The 19,282-nt window shown below is 38.2% G+C and carries 13 protein-coding genes; 3 read left to right on the forward strand and 10 right to left on the reverse strand.

What is annotated here, in order from left to right; all coding sequences use genetic code 11:
• Positions 1–64: 64 nt before the first annotated feature.
• The 6 genes from E7C97_RS03480 to E7C97_RS03505 all read right to left on the reverse strand — a co-directional run bounded on the left by E7C97_RS03480 (position 65) and on the right by E7C97_RS03505 (position 11,528).
• Positions 65–1,810, reverse strand: a complete 1,746-nt coding sequence (locus tag E7C97_RS03480; protein ID WP_316108157.1) for an LPXTG cell wall anchor domain-containing protein — start codon at positions 1,808–1,810, stop codon at positions 65–67.
• Between the two features lie 206 nt (positions 1,811–2,016).
• A complete protein-coding gene (locus E7C97_RS03485) occupies positions 2,017–2,514 on the reverse strand; it encodes a YkgJ family cysteine cluster protein (RefSeq protein WP_075230170.1) in 498 nt (165 codons plus the stop codon).
• A gap of 127 nt (positions 2,515–2,641) precedes the next feature.
• Positions 2,642–3,820, reverse strand: coding sequence for a hypothetical protein (locus tag E7C97_RS03490; RefSeq protein ID WP_316108158.1), 1,179 nt, complete (start codon positions 3,818–3,820; stop codon positions 2,642–2,644).
• Between the two features lie 16 nt (positions 3,821–3,836).
• On the reverse strand, positions 3,837–7,478 hold the full coding sequence (addA, locus tag E7C97_RS03495; protein ID WP_316108159.1) for a helicase-exonuclease AddAB subunit AddA: 3,642 nt from the start codon (positions 7,476–7,478) through the stop codon (positions 3,837–3,839).
• Positions 7,475–10,726, reverse strand: coding sequence for an ATP-dependent nuclease subunit B (rexB, locus tag E7C97_RS03500; RefSeq protein WP_316108171.1), 3,252 nt, complete (start codon positions 10,724–10,726; stop codon positions 7,475–7,477). Before rexB ends, addA begins: the two co-directional genes overlap by 4 nt.
• Positions 10,727–10,856: 130 nt before the next feature.
• A complete protein-coding gene (locus E7C97_RS03505) occupies positions 10,857–11,528 on the reverse strand; it encodes a CPBP family intramembrane glutamic endopeptidase (RefSeq protein ID WP_316108160.1) in 672 nt (223 codons plus the stop codon).
• Between the two features lie 179 nt (positions 11,529–11,707).
• Here E7C97_RS03505 and E7C97_RS03510 point away from each other — a divergent pair, with 179 nt between their 5' ends.
• From E7C97_RS03510 to E7C97_RS03520, 3 genes are all read left to right on the forward strand, one after another.
• Complete coding sequence (locus tag E7C97_RS03510; RefSeq protein WP_316108161.1) at positions 11,708–12,517, forward strand: Cof-type HAD-IIB family hydrolase; 810 nt, start codon at positions 11,708–11,710, stop codon at positions 12,515–12,517.
• 270 nt (positions 12,518–12,787) lie between these two features.
• Positions 12,788–13,696, forward strand: coding sequence for an ATP-binding cassette domain-containing protein (locus E7C97_RS03515; protein WP_316108162.1), 909 nt, complete (start codon positions 12,788–12,790; stop codon positions 13,694–13,696).
• A gap of 10 nt (positions 13,697–13,706) precedes the next feature.
• The gene (locus tag E7C97_RS03520; RefSeq protein WP_316108163.1) at positions 13,707–14,465 is read left to right on the forward strand and encodes an ABC transporter permease; all 759 of its coding nucleotides are present in this window, start codon (positions 13,707–13,709) and stop codon (positions 14,463–14,465) included.
• Between the two features lie 39 nt (positions 14,466–14,504).
• Here the strand turns inward: E7C97_RS03520 and E7C97_RS03525 are convergent, their stop codons facing one another.
• The 4 genes from E7C97_RS03525 to pcrA form a co-directional block, all read right to left on the reverse strand.
• Positions 14,505–15,383 (reverse strand): HAMP domain-containing sensor histidine kinase, encoded by an 879-nt coding sequence (locus E7C97_RS03525; protein WP_316108164.1) that lies wholly within the window; start codon positions 15,381–15,383, stop codon positions 14,505–14,507.
• The gene (locus E7C97_RS03530) at positions 15,380–16,081 is read right to left on the reverse strand and encodes a response regulator transcription factor (RefSeq protein ID WP_316108165.1); all 702 of its coding nucleotides are present in this window, start codon (positions 16,079–16,081) and stop codon (positions 15,380–15,382) included. The genes E7C97_RS03525 and E7C97_RS03530 overlap by 4 nt, the downstream gene beginning before the upstream one ends.
• Positions 16,082–16,186: 105 nt before the next feature.
• Positions 16,187–16,447, reverse strand: a complete 261-nt coding sequence (locus E7C97_RS03535) for a SemiSWEET family transporter (RefSeq protein WP_045763891.1) — start codon at positions 16,445–16,447, stop codon at positions 16,187–16,189.
• 274 nt (positions 16,448–16,721) lie between these two features.
• Positions 16,722–19,010: a DNA helicase PcrA gene (gene pcrA / locus E7C97_RS03540; protein ID WP_316108166.1), complete on the reverse strand. Its 2,289-nt coding sequence runs from the start codon at positions 19,008–19,010 to the stop codon at positions 16,722–16,724.
• Positions 19,011–19,282 lie beyond the last annotated feature (272 nt).

Here is a 19,282-nt window from a genome sequence, read left to right on the forward strand (position 1 = left end):
AGAAATATAGGGGACTAGACTAAAAAGCCATCCAATTTGGATGGCTTTTTATAAAACTATCTACTTAGCTCTCTGATTTTTTACTTTTTTTGAAAAGTGAAATACCAAAGATTCCAGCTAAAATAGCAAGAAGATTCATAGGTAATGGCGAATCAGAAGTTCCTGTATTTGGTAACTGAGCTTTTTCTGGAGCTGATTTTTTCTCAGTAGATTGAACATTTTGGGGTTGAATAGGATTTGGAGTTGGTTTTGAATCCGGAGTTGGCTCTGGATTTGGTGTTGGTTTTGGATCCGGTGTTGGTTTTGGATCTGGTGTTGGTTTTGGATCCGGTGTTGGTTTTGGATCTGGTGTTGGTTTTGGATCCGGTTCTTTCTCATACTCATAGATAACATGAGTTGTACCTTCTTTTAACTGACCTGTTTCAGGTGCAGATGTTGAAGAAACACCAACTAGATTGTATTTTTTACCGTCTACAGTGATAGAAGACGGACGCTCATCTGCGTTTTCAGCAGCATTATATGTCACAAGATTTCCATCAGATCCATAAATAGAAGTTAATGGTGTGTCTTTATATGTTTCCTTGATAGATTGATTTGTCCCTTTGATAACATAATCCACCACTACATCTCCATAATGAAGCGTAGAAACATCCTGGTCAGCCATATCTTCAAATTCTGAAGCATAGTATTTAACAGCAGGATTGGCTTTCAAAGTAAAAATTTTAACATAATTAAAGAAGGTCTCAGGATTAATATTAACATCATGAGGAATAGTTTTCCAGTCACCGTTATTTGGTGTAACATGAGTATTTTGGTTTGAAACTGACCTAATTAGATGGTCATTCTGAACATAAGTATCATCTACTAAGCTTGGATTACCTAGGGCACCATAAGTGACTTCTCCATTGCTGTCTGGATAATATGGTTGAATTTGATGATATTCTTCTAGACTTTGGCAACCTTCTTCAAATGAACCAATCGGACCTTCTTGAGAACATTTCCAAGCAAATCTCGCGTCGATTGGTAAGTACTTGATTTTCTTAGCTTCCTCCAAGGGTACGGTTACAGATACTCGAAGAGCAGTTGATCTCAATGTTTTTGAACTGACAGCATATACATTAACAGTTCCATCACCGAAATCATAATCTTGCATATTTACAATAGATGGTTTCTTACCCGCTGCTAGTTCTTCCGCAGTTGGAACAATCGCATCCGAATCAGAATACGCATCATATTCATCATAATACTTAAGCTCTTTCATTGGAACATTGACATCTACAGGATTTTCATTAGCATCTCGTGTTCCGACCAAAGTGAAATCAGCCTTTGCACCTGCAATTTTAGGAATACGAACACGAATGTCACGGACTGTTTGCCCACGATCGCTTGAGTGCATTCCTTTAAAGGCTACAGTGTAATTGTAGACTACACTTTTACCATCTTCACTAAAATGTGCTGGAAGTCCTTCAACATTGACGTAACCACCTTCATCAATGATATTGCTACCAGTTGAATCTTCTTTCCCGCCAGTTGTAGCTTCGCTATTAGTTGGGATTTCTTCAGTTTTTGGTGAGGAAGAATTGGCATCCTCTTCGTCTGATTTTAGTGAGGTGTCACTAGTAGGGTCTGGTGCAACCAAATTGTCTACTGAAGAAGTGTTCTCAGCATCAGTTGAATTAGTAATACCTAGTGTCACTGAAACATTTGCTGGTTCGCTATTAGTTTCATCAGCTTGAACCACTGACTGTGATATCAGATTTAGAGCAAAAACAGACATTGTAATGATGCCAAATTTAGTGAGTTTTTTCATACACTTTTTCTCCTTATATGAAAATGATCATGCATAAGCAAAATCCTATTCATTGATATTATTTTCACATACATTATACTATGTAAGCGCTTAGTTTGCAAACAATTACCTAATAAATTAAGAAATCTTACATGTTTTTTGAAAAAATATGTAAAAATCACCAATAATCTGTCATTAAAGACAGAAAAAACCGAATAAAGATTCCTTCATTCGATTTTTTCTTTTAACTTTTCAACAAAGAGATAGGCTGCTGGACAAGTTAAGGTATTTTTAATAGTAAGATTATTGATTTGGTAAATCTTCTTACGGTCAGTATGTGGAAATTCACGACAGGCTTTGGGACGAACGTCGTAGATGGAACAGAGATTATCACCTCCTAAAAATGGACAGGGCATCGATTTGAAGACCTTATCTCCATCTTCATCTACTTGCAAAAACTCAGCTTCAAAGGCTGGCAATTTCATTTTAAAGTATTTTGCGATACGTGTGATATCTGCTTCTTTGAAGTCTGGACCAAGACTCTTGCAACAGTTAGCGCAGGCTGTACAATCAATTTCAGTAAAAACTTCTTGATGGATTTCAAGGGCAATTTTATCCAAATTTTTAGGTGCTTTCTTTTTCAGATTTCCTAAAAACTTCCGATGCTCTTTTTGTTTTTGTAAGGCTAGTTGGTGATAATATTCGATATCGATTTCTTTTGACATAGTTTCTTTCTAATTTTTAATGTTGATACAAAAATTTTAAGTTGACACATAAATAAAATTATGTAAAATTATTTAGAGACATAATTTTAACAATAATGAGTCTCTCCATGCAGGACGAAAAGTCCTGCTATACTAACATTCTTTCTAAAAAAGGTTTGATGCAGTTGGTTAAAATGCCTTCTATCCAAGATTTTTGTGCGGACGATAGATTCTCCGCATCTAAACATTCCTTAAGAAAATCACGTACCTGATCAGGTGATATTTCAAATTCAAAAGCCTTCATTTTGTAGAAAAAGTCAAACAAAGTGTTAGAGAGATAGTCAGTTGAAAATGGAATTTCTCCAGTTTTTCGATACATGATTAGAAGTCGGGAAAAGCGAGCTTTTTCTTCGGGTATATCCTTAAAATACGAGTTAAGCAACCAGACTTGCTTTTGTTTTCTTTCAAGAGGGTCTTGACTAGCAATGCGTTGATCCTTTTCAAGCTCTCTCTGGTACTGTTTTGATTTGATAGAACGTTCTGCACGATTTTTACCAAAGAGAATTTTTTCCCACTGGCGCTCCTCTAGTGTCAGTGTTTCGCTCAATCCAAAGTAATCCTGATAAGCACGTTCAGCTGGTCCCATTGCTAGAACCAGGTTATCCGCATATTGTTTAGCAATCTTGTCCCGCTTCTTTCGTTCCTTTTCAGCCTTGATGCGAAGTTCCTGCTCATAGTCAATTTTTTCTTTTCCTAGTTTAACAAGATAGAGTTGATCGTCAGATTTTCCAAGTAGAAAGGGTTTGATAAATTTTTCAAGGACTTCCTCCATACGAGCTTTCTTCAAAGGCTCTGCCTTACTCCAACTTCCACCTTGAAAAACTTCCAAAAAGAGTTGATGATCCTTCTCTGGTGAGAATTGATTACCTCGATTTGACTTAAAAGCTCCCTTTTCCCATAGCCAGTTGATCAGTCGCTCATCAAAATCTGTTTTATTAACTCGAATGGCTTCTTTTTTCTGGGCCTTTCTGGTTAGATTTTCAAGCTTTCTGAGAAGTTTTTCTTCCTCTTCTAGCTGTTGATCTAGGCTAATTTTTTGGAAATGACGCACACAGTCACTCCCAATGGGAAAAAGTCGTTTGCCAGTAACTCCGTTAAAAAGTTCATAAGCATACTTAATAGCATTACCGCAGACACAATTGCTTCGACCGATTCCATTAAAAATCAAGGAAACTTCACTCCATTCTTTGGTAGCTTGTTCCCAAGTATCGGCTTTAGAGGCCTCTAAAACTGCATCATATAAGTTTTTTCTAACTGGAATGGACATGATGTCTCCTTTCTTTTTAAAGTTTAACGACTTCTACTTGGTCTTTACCAAGTAGAATCAAATTTTTCTCAACTGTTTCTATCTGATATGAACGAGATAGAGCCTCTGCATAGAGTTCTAATTGACCACGATAACGTTCAATAAGCTGACTAGCATGCTCATAACGGTCTGTCTTGTAGTCAAAGAGAGCAATCTTATCATCGTAGAGGAGATAACCATCTAAGATTCCACGGACAACAAAGTTTTCTTGGCTCTTCTCGTCTCTTTTTAACATGGAGAAAGGTTGTTCTCGATAGAGTTTATCTTGATTTGCAAGAATCTCTTGACCGAGAGCTGTATCAAAGAAGGACAAAATTTTTCCTAGATTGATTTTGGATTTGACAGCTGAACTTACTTGAACTTGCTCCAAGGCCTCTGTTAAAGTCTCTAAAGTTGGTTTCTTATTGAGATTTATTCTCTGCATGAGTTCATGGGTAGCACTACCAATCTCAGCTCCAGTGACATTTTCTGTCTTGGAGAAGTCTGGAAGTTCAAACTGAATAATAGTTTCTTTTGGTTTAGATTGACCAGCTACTACTACACCTTCCATATCCATGACTGGTTCATAAAATTTTTTAAGCTGACTAGGGGTTTGTACACTTGGAAGATTGATTGCTGCACGGTGGACTTGATTATACATTTCCACTTCTTTTAGCATTTCCAACGCATCTTTGATGGTTTCTGACTGGCGATTATCTGCTTGGGATTGGTCTTGGAGCTGGCTTTTAGTTTCCAATTCTCCGATAGCTTCCTTGGTTAAGTCTTCTTCACCCTCAAAACGTACAGTGAAGTGCAAATTCTCTTTCGTAAATGCTTGGTAAATGGCCCATATCCAATCTTGGAAATTAGTAGCATCTAGTCTAGTTTCTCGAGTCAAAAGACCTTTTCCATTTGTCGGATATTCTTTAGACTCCAACTTTTCTCGTGATCCCTTTCCAACTAGATAGAGTTTTTTCTCAGCTCGCGTCATGGCTACATAAAGCAGACGCATGAGTTCAGAATAACTTGCTAATTGGAGTTCTTCCTCATTTTGAGTATAAGTCAAGCTTGGAATGGATAACTTAATCGTAGATGGAACATATTCCTCTTTTGCATTTGTAGTTACTCTAGCTACGTACTTAAGACCAAGGCCATTTTTACGACTTAGAATAACTTCAGACATGGAATCTTGCTTATTAAATTGCTGATCAATATTAAGGATAAAGACATAAGGAAACTCAAGTCCCTTACTTTTATGAATACTCATAAGTTCTACAGCATCCTTAGGTGGTGCCACAGCGACATTAGCAAGATCATGCTGGGCTTCCAAGACTTGATCAATCATTCGAATAAAGCGAGATAATCCCTTGAAATTACTCTTTTCAAACTGATCTGCTCTTAAAGCAAGGGCATAGAGATTTGCCTGTCTAGCTTGACCATTTGGCAAAGCACCGACATAGTCATAGTAAAAGCGGTCGCTATAGATTTTCCAAATGAGGTCATAAAGTGAGTGCGTTTTAGAATACAAACGCCAAGACTGGACAGTTTCCATGAAGAAGTTTAGTTTCTTTTGTAATTCAGCTTTGATTAAATCCTTTTGAAGACCCGTATTTGCTTGAGCATTGACTAGTTTTTCATAAAAATTTTCTTGAGTTTTTTCTTCAGATTTTTGAAGAGCTAGACGAGCTAATTCATCCTCATCAAAGCTAAACATTGGAGACTTCATTAGAGCAACCAAAGCGAAATCTTGAAGAGGGTTGTGGATGACACGAAGAGTATCCAACATAACCTGCACTTCTAGGGATTGCAAATAGTTTGATTGGGCGCCATCTGTCTTGACTGGAATACCATACTCAGACAAGGCAAGTAGGACCTGGTCATTGCGACTTCTGCTGGCAGTTAAGAGAGCCATGTCCTTGAAAGGGACACCTTTATCATTATGAAGACGCAATATCTCCTTAAGCACCATGCGCATCTCACCAGTTAATTTGTTGGTTGCAAGTTCCTCATCATCAGAATCGCTATCATCCTTATCATATAAGAGAACTTCTGCCTTGTTTTCAGGATTTACTTGAATATCAGTATTTCCAAAAACAAGTTGATGCATACTGTCATAAGATATCTCTCCTACTTCCTCGTCCATAAGATGCCTAAAGACATCATTTGTAGCATCTAGAACCTCTGAACTACTACGGAAATTTTCCTTAAGCAGAATTAACTGACCTTCTTTGCCATCTTGAGCAAATCTATGAAATTTTTCGTTGAAGATTTGGGGATCTGCCTGTCTGAAACGATAAATAGACTGCTTAATATCTCCTACCATAAAACGATTATGACCGTTTGAGAGGAGTTCCAGCATTCTCTCCTGGATGTGGTTGGTATCCTGATATTCATCGACCATAACTTCGTGGAAGCGTTCCTGATATTCTTGTCTAACCTGAGGGAAGTTTTCCAAAATCTCAATGGTATAGTGGCTAATATCAGCAAATTCAAAGGCATTTTCTTCGCGTTTACGTTCTCGGTAGGCATCAACAAAATTCCTCATGAAGACTTGGAATGTCTTTGCCAAGTCCCAGGAATCTTGATGATAATCTTCTTGGAATTTTAGTAAAGTTATTTGATCATTTAGTGAGATCAGCTTTTCAAATTTTGCTTTTCTCTCTTGATTGTAGACTTCTTTCAAGTCTTGTAGTTCAGCCTTACGACTGGCATTTGTAAGAGCACGACCTCCCTTATCCTTAGAAATATTCACAACTCGCTCTAGCACTTTTTGGATATTGTCAAAGGTTGATTTATGGCTTAAAGAACCGATCTCATCAAGAACTTGTTGGACAGATTCTAAATAAGCTGCTTTGCCAAATTCCTTGGCATCATTATCCAAATGATAACGGAAAAAGCTTTCTAAATCCCAAAGTCTTTCTTTTATATCCTCTGCAAGGGTTTCTGTAGCAACCGTAAAATCAGCCTCTTCAAATCCCTTTAGAAAGGAATCTTCTAGCCAAGCCTGAGGATTACTAGTGGATTGCAAAAAGTCATAAATCATATAGACCTGTTTACGCAGTCCACGCGCGTCTTTGCTTCTACCTGCAAAGTTCTTCACCAACTGACTAAATCGTTCCTGTTCTTTACCTTGGTAGTGACTTTCAAAAATTTGACGAAAGACCTCATTTTTTAAGAGAAGCTGCTCACTTTCATTTTGAAGGATACGAAAGTTTGGAGCGAGGTCAAGGAGATAACCATGCTTGGTCAGGAATTTTTGCGTAAAAGAATCCATGGTTCCAATAGCAGCGTTGGGTAAATCAGCTAATTGTCTGCCGAGGTGTTTTTTTAGTTCAAGATCTTGCGTTTCTTGAATTTGTTGGCTAATTTTCTTTTCCAAGCGTTCTTTTAACTCGGTTGCTGCCTTGACTGTAAAGGTTGAGATAAAGAGTTGGCGAATCTCAACACCACGCGCTAGTTGATCAAGGATTCGTTCAGCCATGACAAAGGTTTTCCCTGAACCAGCTGAAGCTGAGACCAGAATATTTTGACCAGAGCTATAAATAGCTTGAATTTGTTCAGCTGTTTTCTTAGGTTTCTTGTTAGACTGAACTTCTGCTACTTGCAAGGCTGTAATCTCTTCTTGAGATAAAAATTTCATCGCTCCAACTCCTCTCTGATTTTATTAAACCAAGCTTCCTTGGCATTGCTCTTGGCAACCTTATCTAACAATCTCGCTTGACCTAAATGATAATTGGCTTCGAAACCTGTAATAGCTTGATATTGTTGAACATAGGGTGCAATGCTTCTACCGTTTTCTGTATAAGGGTTGATCGCAAATTCACCAGATAAAATCTTCTCTGCCGCTTTTTTGTAGAGAAGGGCATTATAGTCCAACAATAACTGGAATTCCTCATCAGACAACTGATAAGTCTTGTTTTTATTGTAAAACTCTCCAAGGTTTTTTATCTCTTTTTCAAGAAAGAGGCCTTGGTATTTCATAGTCTTATTGGTTTCTGCTACTGCTTTAGAAAGAGTTTTAGCAGTTTGTAATGACTGAATTGGTTCAGCCATTTCTAGGTACATAGCTCCAAAGAAATCCGTATTCCCTTCTTGCTTGAGGGCAGCTAGATAGGTTGGTAATTGCGAGTTAAGACCATTATAAAACATAGGGAACTTGAACTGAGTCAAAGAAGACTTATAATCTACAACACCGATAGCATCAGAAGTTTTCAAACGGTCAATTCGGTCAACCTTCCCACGAACATAGACATTTCGACCATTATCTAGCTGAATAAAGGCTTGATCCTTGCCCCCAAAGACAGCTTCTTCCTGAATCGTTTCAACATCCTCATTATGTCGAAGAATATGTCCAGTAGCACGGGCGACATCCAAGAGGACTTCCTTAGTAAATTGAGCCTCCAAACTCTCCTGATAAATAGCTTGAAATTCTCGCTCTTGGCTAGTTTCAGAGATTGCTTGTTCTAAACGTCGATCAAAGGATTCATCTCTCGGCATTTTCAATGCACGTTCAAAAATACGGTGCAAGAAATTACCGTGACTTCGTGCATCAGGACGCAGACGCAATTCTTCCTGCAAACCTAAGACATAACGGAGATAGTAACTGTATTCATTACGGTAAAATTCTGTTAACCCAGAAGTAGATAGATAGAAATCTTGTTCCTGAGGATATAAAGCTTCCAGTGTATCATTAGCTAAAGCCTTGCTTTTCGGACTTGTCGGTAGGACAGGATTTTCCAAACCTTTGCCTTCCAACTTTTTACCCATCACACGAGCCAGAACTTTTACAAAGGTTAAGTCTTGGTCGCTTGTCTCACTCTCACCTTGCTGATGATAGGCAACCAGACTAGACAAAAGACTGTGATAAGAACCGATATCTTCTGTTGATAGATTTTTTCTGTCGATTCTCTTTTCGATTTTGGTAAAACCAAAGTCCTGCAATTCTTTCAGATAAACTGACTCTTTACTCTCATTTTCATTGAGTAAACTTGGTGCTGATAAGACCAATTCCTTCCTAGCAGAGTTGACCAAAGAAAGCATGGTATAGCGATTCTTCTTGAGGTTTTCTTGACTTGCAATCAGTAATTGAGAACCTTCTTGAGTTGCTCGGTTCAGCACTTCTCTTTCTTCATCGCTCAACAAACTAGTGTTTTGAGCAATTTTAGGCAAGTGATCTTGACTCAAACCAAGTGCATAGATGTAATCAGCTGTCAAAGGCGCAATCAAATCATAACTTTGCACCAGGACAGTATCTACTGTTGCTGGGATCGTACGATAATTGGACAAGCTCATACCTGAATGAAGAAGTGCCAAGAAATCATCTAAAGTGACCTGGGAACCTTCAAATACGGTTGCGAACTGCTCCATTACGTGGCAAAAGGCCTTCCAGACCTCCTCTTGTCTTTCTTGCTCCACTACTTCCATTGTTGCAGATAAGGTTTGCAGCTGCTTGGTCACAAAGGAATTCTTCAAAAAGTTGTTCCATTTAGCAAGAAGATTCTCAGCTTTTTGCTTACGACTAGATAATAAAGTTTCTAGTGGATTTAGAACACGAACACGAAGCTTATTTAATTTTTCTAAATCAAATTTCCCATGATGATTTTTTGTGAATTCTTGTTTAAAGCTAGAAAGACCATCAATTCCTAGATAACGAAGATATTGTTCAAAGCTATCAATTTCCTCTTGGTTAAGGTCAGTATACAAGCCAGTGCGTAAGAGATTAATCAAATCTTCCTGACGAAAATTGTATCGTTTCAAACGCCCGATGGATTCTACGAATTGAGTTAGAGGATGATGAGCCATAGACTCACTCTTGCCCAGATAAAAAGGAATCTGATATTGATTAAAAATTGTCTGCAAGGATAGTTTATAGGACTCTACGTCACCAAGTAGGATTCGAAAATTCTTATAGCTAAGTTTTGGCTCTTGGTGCAATTTCTGACGGATACTTCGAGCAACTAATTCCAGTTCTTCTTTTTGGGTCAGACAAGACCAGATTTGCAAATCATTTCTATCCTCGTCATCTAATTTTAAACTAATTTCAGAATAATCATAAGCACCTTCCAGTAATTTTGAGGCTTTAGCAAAGGCATCAAGTTTTCCATGCTCTTGACATGCATCTTCTGCCTTAGTCTGATATTTAAAAGCTAAATGACGTAGAAATTCAACACTGGCTTGATAGAGGTTCCCTTCACTAAAGGGGCTAGTGTAGGCTTTCTTAGTTGCATAGACACCAATAATAATTTCAACTCCCTTACGATGAAGCAAATCCACTAGGTGTTCCTCTTCTGCAGAAAAACGGGTAAAACCATCAATGACTAGGGCAATCTTACTAAAATCACTACTTACCTTGTTTTCTTCGATAGCATCAATCAGATAGGATAATGGACTTCCCTGTGAAACTTGACCTTGATTTAAATAAGCTGTTATCTTTTCAAAAATCAAGAGTAAATCAGAGCGTTTATCAGCATCTGTCAATCTTTCCAAGTCCAAAAAACTCATCTTTGCAGTTGAAATTTCATGATAAATCTCAATTAGTTGCTGGATGAATTGCGGATCTTGCTTAATAGCCCCGTAAACCCGTAAGTCCTTAGGGTCTATCTCAGACAGACATTTATAGAAAGCCATACCCAGACCGATATCATCAAGACTAGACTTCTCAGGAATATCATTTAAAACAAGATAACGAGCCATTTGAGCGAAGCGCGTGACTGTGATAGCAAAAGAAGCCTGCTGACTCAAGCACTCCAGCACGGCGCGTTCCTTTTCAAAAGAAAGAGAGTTAGGGGCAATGTAAAAGACTCGTTTGCCTTGGTCAACTAGTCCTTGAGCCTCCTTGGTTAGGATTTCTGTCAAAGAAGTCCGAGTATCGGTATAAAGTAGTTTCATCTCTGCCTCATTTGTTTTTGTCATTACCTTTTATTATATCATTTTTTAAGTCAAAACAGATTGATATAAAGCCCTTATTTTAACCTATCCCATATCAAAAAAGTCGGAATAAACTCCGACTTTTTTATATTTACCTAGAATGAAACAAGAGTACCCATAATTCCCAAAATGCAGCAATGTTGATCATGATGTGAAGTAAAATGGGATAATAGAGAGAGTGAGTTTTTCGGTAGAGGAATGCTACAATCGCTCCTCCGCTTGCATAGGTGAAAAAGGCAAGTGGTGTTATCCCATCAGAAACATGCACATAGCCAAAGACACAGGCTGATAGTAAAACATCTCCATACCAAGGTGAATCTTTCAAAAATGTATTCATGAGAACTCCTCGATAAACCAATTCTTCTGTAATTGGTCCTAGCAGATAAGTAATAAGCAATAAATATAGTAACTCTTGTCTCCCTGTCATCTCAACTAATTCATTTAAAGCCATTTGATTGGACGTTGCTGGGGTTAAAAAGGAAAACACAATACCTGAAAGATGATTGACTCCATAAGCAAGAAGCAAATAAACTGGATATCTCCATTTCCACTTCAACTCAAGAATTCTTCTACCTTCGAATACTAGTAAATAAAGAATAGCTAGAAGAGTAACGCTAAGCTCTAAAAAAGCAAGAATTTGAAAAAATTCTCTACTAGCAGGTACAAGCCTACCTGCAAAATGATTAAAAATCCACCAAAACCATGTCTTTCTATAAATGATTACCAACAAGGCTAGTAAAATCTGTACTGTTCTTCTTTTCATGATAAACCCTCTGCTTTTTTATCCACTATCAGTATATTGCAAGTTTAGTATAGCATATATTTGCCAAAAAGCTTCTTCAAATCATGAATTGTAATTGAAACGTCCTAAATTGACATAGTAATCCTTATTTCATCCAAAATATGCTATAATATAGACAAAATACGTGAAAAGGAAATACTATGATTAAATTACTTGCTCTTGATATGGATGGAACTCTACTCAACGAAGCCAAGGAAATCCCTCAGGCTCATATTGATGCCATTCATAAGGCTATCGACAAAGGAGTTAAACTGGTTCTCTGTACTGGTCGACCTCTCTTTGGAGTTCTTCCCTACTACAAGAAACTCGGTCTTGATTTGCAGAATGAATACGTCATCGTCAACAATGGATGTTCTACCCACCAAACTAGTGATTGGGGCCTTGTTGACTGGCGAGAACTTAGCAAATCTGACATCGAATACCTGAATGACCTTGCTGAAAAGAGTGAGGTTCAGTTGACTCTCTTTGATGAAGAACACTACTTCGTTCTCGGAGGCAAACCAAATGCTATCGTTCAATATGATGCCACACTTGTTTTTGCTGACCTGACTGAAATCTCACTTGAGGAGGCTACTAGTGGTAAATATCGAATGTTCCAAGGTATGTTCTTAGGTACCAAGGAAGAAACAAATGACTTTGAACAACGATTTGCTGATGAACTTTGTCAGAGATTTAGTGGAGTTCGTTCACAACCAGTTATCTATGAAGCAATGCCTCTTGGTACAACTAAGGCTTCTGCACTTTCTCGTTTGGCTGAGATTTTGGATATCCAACCTTCTGAAATCATGGCCATGGGTGATGCCAATAACGACATTGAGATGCTAGAGTTTGCAGGGCTTGGGATTGCCATGGGAAATGCTAGCGACTATGTCAAATCTCTTGCTGACGCCGTAACTGCCAGCAATGAAGAAGACGGTGTTGCACGCGCTATTGAGAAATATATTTTGTAGAAAATAAGCCCAGTCAACTAGCATTTCTAGCCAACTGGGCTTTTTATTTTTTAGAAACTTAAAAACTTTAGAAACACTTTAGAAATGCTTGACGATTCTTTGATATCTATGCTTTATACTAGAATTATAAAAATAAAACATCTTATACTCTTCGAAAATCAAATTCAAACCACGTCAGCTTCGCCTTGCCGTACTCAAGTACAGCCTGCGGCTCGCTTCCTAGTTTGCTCTTTGATTTTCATTGAGTATTAAAGGTTAAAGGAGAAAACTATGAAAACAGTCCTCGAAATCCATGGCTTGTCCAAACACTTTGGCAAACAACCCATTCTACAAGATCTTAATCTCTCAGTGAAAGAAGGAGATATCTATGGGCTTATCGGAAAGAATGGTGCTGGTAAAACTACTCTGATTAAAATTATTACTCAATTATTATCTGCTGATCATGGAACCATTTCCCTCTTTTCCAGTCAAAGTTATAAGGAATGCACAAAAGCCCTATCTCGAGTAGGTTCAGTCATTGAATCTCCAGTAGCTCACAATCATTTAACAGCCTATCAAAATCTTAAATATTATTGTACTATTCGACATATCCCAAATGCTGATCAAGTCATTGAGGAAACATTAAAGTATGTAGGGTTAACAGATACAGGTAGAAAAGTTTTTCGAGATTTCTCTCTTGGGATGAAACAACGTCTAGGCATTGCTATCGCTCTCCTATCAAAACCAGACTTTCTCATCCTTGATGAACCCATCAATGGTCTTGACCCAATCGGTATCAAAGAGTTTCGTCAAATGATTCAACGTCTGCATCAAGAGAAAGGAATGACCATTCTCATCTCTAGTCATATCTTGTCAGAACTTTATCTTGTTGCCAATCGCTTTGGAATTCTGGACCAAGGAAAAATCATTCGAGAAATCAGTAAGGCTGAATTTGAGACACTGAATGAAGACTATATCGTTCTGAAAACAAGTGAAAAAGAAAAAGCTAGTCAAATCTTAAAAGACAAAGTGCGTCTTGAATTTAAAGTTGTGAATTCAGATAATGAGATTCATATTTTTAGTCATGAACAAGATGTCAAACGAATTCTCAAAGAACTTACTCTAGCAGATGTCGCTGTTGATGAGATTTACTATGCTCGTCAAAATCTTGAAGAATACTTCACACAATTAGTAAAATAGGAGGAAGATCATGATTCATACAATTCAAGCAGACTTTTACCGTCTTTTCCGTTCCAAAGGTTTTTGGATTACAGAGATTGTTCTCTTTGCACTCATGTTAATGGGAGCTACTATTGGGGCTACAGGACATCTAATGTCAGTTGATACAACACCTCCAGAAACTGAACTTCTAAGTAAAGGCTGGGATGGTATTCAAGCCCTGATTAACGCATCTAGTCAAGGTTCAAACCTAGTTTTCCTCTGTATTATCCTTGCTTGCTTAGTTCTAGGAGTTGATCTTATCGGAAAACTCTATAAAAATAGTTTGACAGTGGGTGTTTCTCGTACAGAATTCTTCCTAGCTAAGTTTGTAGTATTAGCAAGTATCGCTCTAATGCAAATTCTTGTTAGTCTAGTTATTGCTTTCGTACCAGCAACTATCCTAAACGGGATTGGTACGATGCCAGAAGGATTTATTGGCAATCTCCTTCTAACAATTACTCTTCAATTCCTCTGCCTTCTAGCTTGGCTATCTATTGTGTCCTTCATTCTCTATGTGACTCATTCTTATTTGGCTGTTTTCATTGGCTATTTAATTAGTTCTATCTTACTTTCAATGCCAATGCTTATCTTTCCAGATATCGAGATTTTGCGCTATTTATCCTTGAATTTTGCCTATGCCATGACTGCCTATAGCCAGGCCGTTCTATACACCATTATCGTTACAGTGACTGTTATTCTATTCTTTACCATAAGTGGACTTGCTGTTTTCAAAAAGAAAAGCTTATAAAAATGACCTCCTCTGTTCAAAAAGAGGAGGTTGCTTGTTTTAAAAGAGTATCTTAACTGTAAACCAAGCACCATCAGTACTTAGTTGTAGTTCTGCACCAAGTAGATGGGATAATTCTTCTGTAATATAAAGACCTAAACCTGATGATTCTTCTGTATCTGAGAGGTTTTCAGAGTAAAATCGTTGACTGAGATTTTCAATTTTACGAATCGGTTGTTTGACCAGATTAGCAATTTCCAAACAGATGTGGTTATTCACTTCCTTCAGAGAAAACCTCGCTTCATCCTTACCATGTTTTAGAACATTGCCAATAAGATTTTGTAACATACGGTCTAATAAATCTGGATCTGTCAGTAAATACAAACCAGGTTCCACTTGCAAATCAAGGTTAATCTTTGCCGTCTGAAACGAATCATAATAGGTCAGCAATTTTTGCGTCATAAATGTCGAGACTTCTAACTCAGATAAGTCAGGTTTTACTGCTCCTTCCATTAACCGACGATAGTCCAAAAGAGCCTCTAGGCGTTTTGAAACTTGATTGAGATGATGAGCAATTTTTTTCAAGTTCTCAGACTCAGGATTTTCTGTTTTAAGCAATTGCTGAGTGTAACCCGACGCAATCGTTAAAGGCGTCCGAATATCATGGGCAATATTGCTAATAGCCATGTCTAAAGTCTGCTTCTCTCGCTTCATAATCAAACGTGACTGCTCAACTTCTTGAAAGAGATGATTGATTTGCTGGTAAAGATGTAAAAAATCCTTGGAGAAAGTTGACACTCCGATTCTCTTCATACTTCCAGTCAGAATCTTGTCTTCAATTTGTTGGCTCAAGTTTACCAGTGCTAGATGATAGCGAATCAACCCTATCGTCAATAGGATAATAACCAGCAGTAGCGAAGAAAGTAAAATATAGATCATTGCTCATCTCCTTTTAACCGAACACCAACTCCCCAGATAGTTTCAATATACTCTTGCTCTGGATCTAGTTGACCTAATTTTTTTCGGAGATTACTTAAATGAGTGTTGAGAGTATTGTCGCCTGGTAAATAAGTATCCTCCCAGACCAATTCATAGAGTTCTTCTTTCGTGTAAATTTTCTTAGGATGTCTCAGCAAGGTTTGGAGAATCAAGCATTCTTTCTTAGCTAGGCGAATAGTTTCCTGGCAATTTTTGATTTCAAAACTATCTGCATCAAATTGAATATTTTTTAACTGTTGAATCAATTTGTCAGGATTTTCTATTTCAGCTGATTGCTTGTCACTATTTTGACGTAATTGTACCGTAACCCTGGCAAAAACTTCATCCAAATCAAAAGGCTTTACGATATAATCATTAGCACCATCTAATAGATATTGGCTGATGAGCTTTTTATCGCTTAGGGCAGTTAGTATGATGACAGGAACTGAACTATCGTGTCTAATGACTTTTAAAACCTGATCACCATTTTTTCCTGGAAGCATAATATCTAACATGATTAGATCAATGTCACCTTGTTCAAATCGTATCATTCCTTCAGTACCAGAAAAAGCCTGAATCACCTCATGCTCCTCAGAAAGAAGAGTTCTCAAAATTTCTTGAATCTCATTATTATCTTCAACGATAAGTATTCTAGCCATAAACACCAACCTTTCTAATAGTATTATATCATGTTTTTTTAGGAATTTCGGATAAAGAAAAACTCTCCTTCATGCTTAAATACGAAGAAGAGTTCATTAGCTATATTAAATTAAAGCTGTCAAAGCGGTGATAAGTCCAAAAACGATACCAGGTGCATTGGCTGCTGCCAAAGGGATATCTCGTTCTTTTTTAAAGAGACCGTAGTAAACCCAAAGACTGCAGTTAAGTGCAGCTACTGCTGGTTGGATAAAATTCCCTTTTTGACCCGCAAGGTTGTTCATAATTTGAGGAATATAAGAGACATACATCATTACAGACATAAAGGTTGCAATCCAACCTAAAGTTTTCATTTGTTTTTCAGTCATTTTTTCTCCTTTCAAATACAGTCTCAATTATACACTATTTTTAAAATCGTGTGAGCAAAAAACCTTTTTGTTATGAAAATGTAAATTATCACAAGATTGTGATAAGAGTATTCTTAAAAATGGCGGTGGGACAGAAATCGATAGACAATGTCTCGATTTCGTAGTCCCAGCCCCGCGAGGATGATTAGGAGCTTTTTGGAGTCTAAAAGACGAACAAAAAGTTCAATCAGCTACCGCGTCAAAGTTTGATTGCTAATAAAAACATTTAGATAACTTACTTCTTCTCAATCGGTGCTACACTGGCTAAAAGTTTTTTAAGGCCGACTTCTGGGAAATTGATTTTCAATTCCTGAGTAGATCCACTTCCTGAAACTTCTAGAACAGTTCCTTCGCCCCACTTCTTATGAAGGGCAATATCACCAATAGACCAGCTGGTTTCACTTGAAGTTGATTTTGATCCAGTAGCAAATTGTCCAAAAGGTAGTCCTTTTGATTCAATTGATCTTGGTGCTGCGTTGCGTTTGCGATCTTGTAGAGCTTGAGCTAGGCTCATGCCTTGACCAAAGGCGACACCACCACTGCTATAAGATGCTTTGAAGCTACTATTAGCTGGACGCGCCAAACCTTGATAAGTTAGCAAATCTGAACTAATCTCATTGATAAAGCGTGTTGGGCGATTATAGTTCGTTCGACCAAACAGCAAGCGTGAGTTAGCATTAGTCAGATAGAGAACTTTCTCTGCGCGCGTGATACCGACATAGGCTAGACGGCGTTCCTCTTCTAGTTCATCCATGTCTTCTGCTGCACGACTAAGTGGAAAGACATTTTCTTCCATCCCAATCAAGAATACAACTGGAAACTCCAGTCCCTTGGCAGCATGGAGCGTCATCAAGGTTACTTCTGATGTTTCCTGACTGCCAGAGTCTGTATCTGCAATCAAGGCCAAGTCATTGAGGAATCGACTGAGTTTATCCAGTCCAGTTTCTTCTTCCTGATTATCTGGATTATCATCAAAGTTTTTGGTAACAGAAAGAAACTCTTCGATATTTTCAACCCGAGCCTTGCTTTCCAAAGTCGCTTGGGCATTGAGAATATCCACGTAGCCTGTCTTTTCCAAGACTGCTTCTACTAACTCAGTAATGCTTAATTGGTCCAGTTGCTCCCGCAAATCAAGAATCATATTGGCAAAATCCCAGATAGACTGGGCTGCCTTACCTTTAATTCCTGATAACATGATGTTAGCTGAAGCATCAAGCATCGACATATTTTGTAGGTTGGCAAAGTCACGGATTTTCTCTACTGTTCCTGGTCCAATGCCACGTTTTGGTTCATTGATAATCCGCTCAAAACTAATATTATCACTCAAATTGGCAATGAGATTCAGATAAGCGATAATATCACGGATTTCCTTACGGCTATAGAACTTAGTTCCACCGACCATAGTATAAGGAATATTAGACTTAAGCAAAGCTTCTTCAATAGTACGAGATTGGGCATTGGTACGGTAAAGAACTGCAAAGTCCTTGTGGAGGAAGTTTTGGCTTCGACCAAGTTCATCGATGGTTTTGGCTACAAAGACAGCCTCGTCTTGTTCATCATTAGCACGATAGTAGACAATCTGTTCCCCATCAGTATTTTGAGTCCAGAGATTCTTAGGACGACGATTTTTATTGTTTTTGATAACGTCATTAGCAGCTTGGAGGATGGTCTTGGTTGAGCGGTAATTTTCCTCCAACAAAACTACCTTGGCTTGAGGATAATCCTTCTCAAAGTCCAAGATATTCTGCATATCAGCACCACGCCAACCATAGATAGACTGGTCTGCATCCCCAACTACACAGATATTTTGAAAGCGTGAAGCCAGGAGTTTAACTAATTGATACTGGGCATGGTTGGTATCTTGATACTCATCAACGTGGATGTACTGGAACTTCTGCTGATAATAAGTCAAAACATCAGGATTTTGGTCAAAGAGACGCAAGGTCAACATGATTAAGTCATCAAAGTCCACCGACTCTGACTGGCGAAGTTCTTTCTGATAGGCCGTATAACACTTAGCTACAATTTGCGTGTACATATCTCCTGCCTGGGCAGCATAAGCCACATCGTCAATCAGATCATTCTTAGCATTGGAGATAGTTCCCAAAATGGTGCGTTCATTCCATTTTTTAGGATCCAAGTTTAACTGCTTGAGGATGCGTTTCATGAGAGTCCGCTGCTCACCTGGATCCACAATCGTGAAACTGCGATTGTAGCCAATGTGATCCGCATCGCGACGTAGGATACGCACGCACATAGAGTGGAAGGTCGCGATCAAACAATCCTGAGTAGCTGGATTGAGTCCATAAGCACGATCCTTCATTTCACGCGCAGCCTTATTGGTAAAGGTAATGGCCAAGATATTCCATGGGTTTACCATCTTTTCATCAATTAAGTAGGCAATACGGTGGGTTAAAACACGAGTCTTACCAGATCCAGCACCCGCCATGATCAGCAGCGGACCTTCAGTCGTTTGAACAGCCTCAGCTTGACGGTCATTCATTCCCTTTAATAATTCGTTCATTTTCTCTTCCTTATTCTTCAAGTCAATGTTTCTATTATATCAAAAAAGTTTGAAAATAACTTTTCTCAGAAGCCTTCTGATTATTTTAGTTGGCAAGACAAGAAGAGGCTGGGACAAAAGTCCTAGCCTCTCAATTCTCTTTAGATTGTCGAGCAAGACGCAGTGGTTGAGTAGGGCTCTACTACGCTGATTTCATCAGCTTTTACAGCCCTACTCAACTGTGCGGAGGTGGGACGACGAAATCGAATTCTAACGAATTACCGATTTCTGTC

The organism is Streptococcus sp., assembly GCF_032481935.1.
Classification (GTDB): Bacteria; Bacillota; Bacilli; order Lactobacillales; family Streptococcaceae; genus Streptococcus.

Excerpts from the sequence above, each read along its gene's own strand:
- E7C97_RS03515 (WP_316108162.1), top strand. The coding sequence starts at position 12,788 with ATGAAAACAGTCCTCGAAATCCATGGCTTGTCCAAACACTTTGGCAAA.
- E7C97_RS03520 (WP_316108163.1), top strand. The coding sequence starts at position 13,707 with ATGATTCATACAATTCAAGCAGACTTTTACCGTCTTTTCCGTTCCAAA.
- E7C97_RS03485 (WP_075230170.1), bottom strand. The coding sequence starts at position 2,514 with ATGTCAAAAGAAATCGATATCGAATATTATCACCAACTAGCCTTACAA.
- E7C97_RS03535 (WP_045763891.1), bottom strand. The coding sequence starts at position 16,447 with ATGACTGAAAAACAAATGAAAACTTTAGGTTGGATTGCAACCTTTATG.
- E7C97_RS03490 (WP_316108158.1), bottom strand. The coding sequence starts at position 3,820 with ATGTCCATTCCAGTTAGAAAAAACTTATATGATGCAGTTTTAGAGGCC.
- E7C97_RS03480 (WP_316108157.1), bottom strand. The coding sequence starts at position 1,810 with ATGAAAAAACTCACTAAATTTGGCATCATTACAATGTCTGTTTTTGCT.
- E7C97_RS03525 (WP_316108164.1), bottom strand. The coding sequence starts at position 15,383 with ATGATCTATATTTTACTTTCTTCGCTACTGCTGGTTATTATCCTATTG.
- pcrA (WP_316108166.1), bottom strand. The coding sequence starts at position 19,010 with ATGAACGAATTATTAAAGGGAATGAATGACCGTCAAGCTGAGGCTGTT.
- E7C97_RS03510 (WP_316108161.1), top strand. The coding sequence starts at position 11,708 with ATGATTAAATTACTTGCTCTTGATATGGATGGAACTCTACTCAACGAA.
- E7C97_RS03530 (WP_316108165.1), bottom strand. The coding sequence starts at position 16,081 with ATGGCTAGAATACTTATCGTTGAAGATAATAATGAGATTCAAGAAATT.
- rexB (WP_316108171.1), bottom strand. The coding sequence starts at position 10,726 with ATGAAACTACTTTATACCGATACTCGGACTTCTTTGACAGAAATCCTA.
- addA (WP_316108159.1), bottom strand. The coding sequence starts at position 7,478 with ATGAAATTTTTATCTCAAGAAGAGATTACAGCCTTGCAAGTAGCAGAA.
- E7C97_RS03505 (WP_316108160.1), bottom strand. The coding sequence starts at position 11,528 with ATGAAAAGAAGAACAGTACAGATTTTACTAGCCTTGTTGGTAATCATT.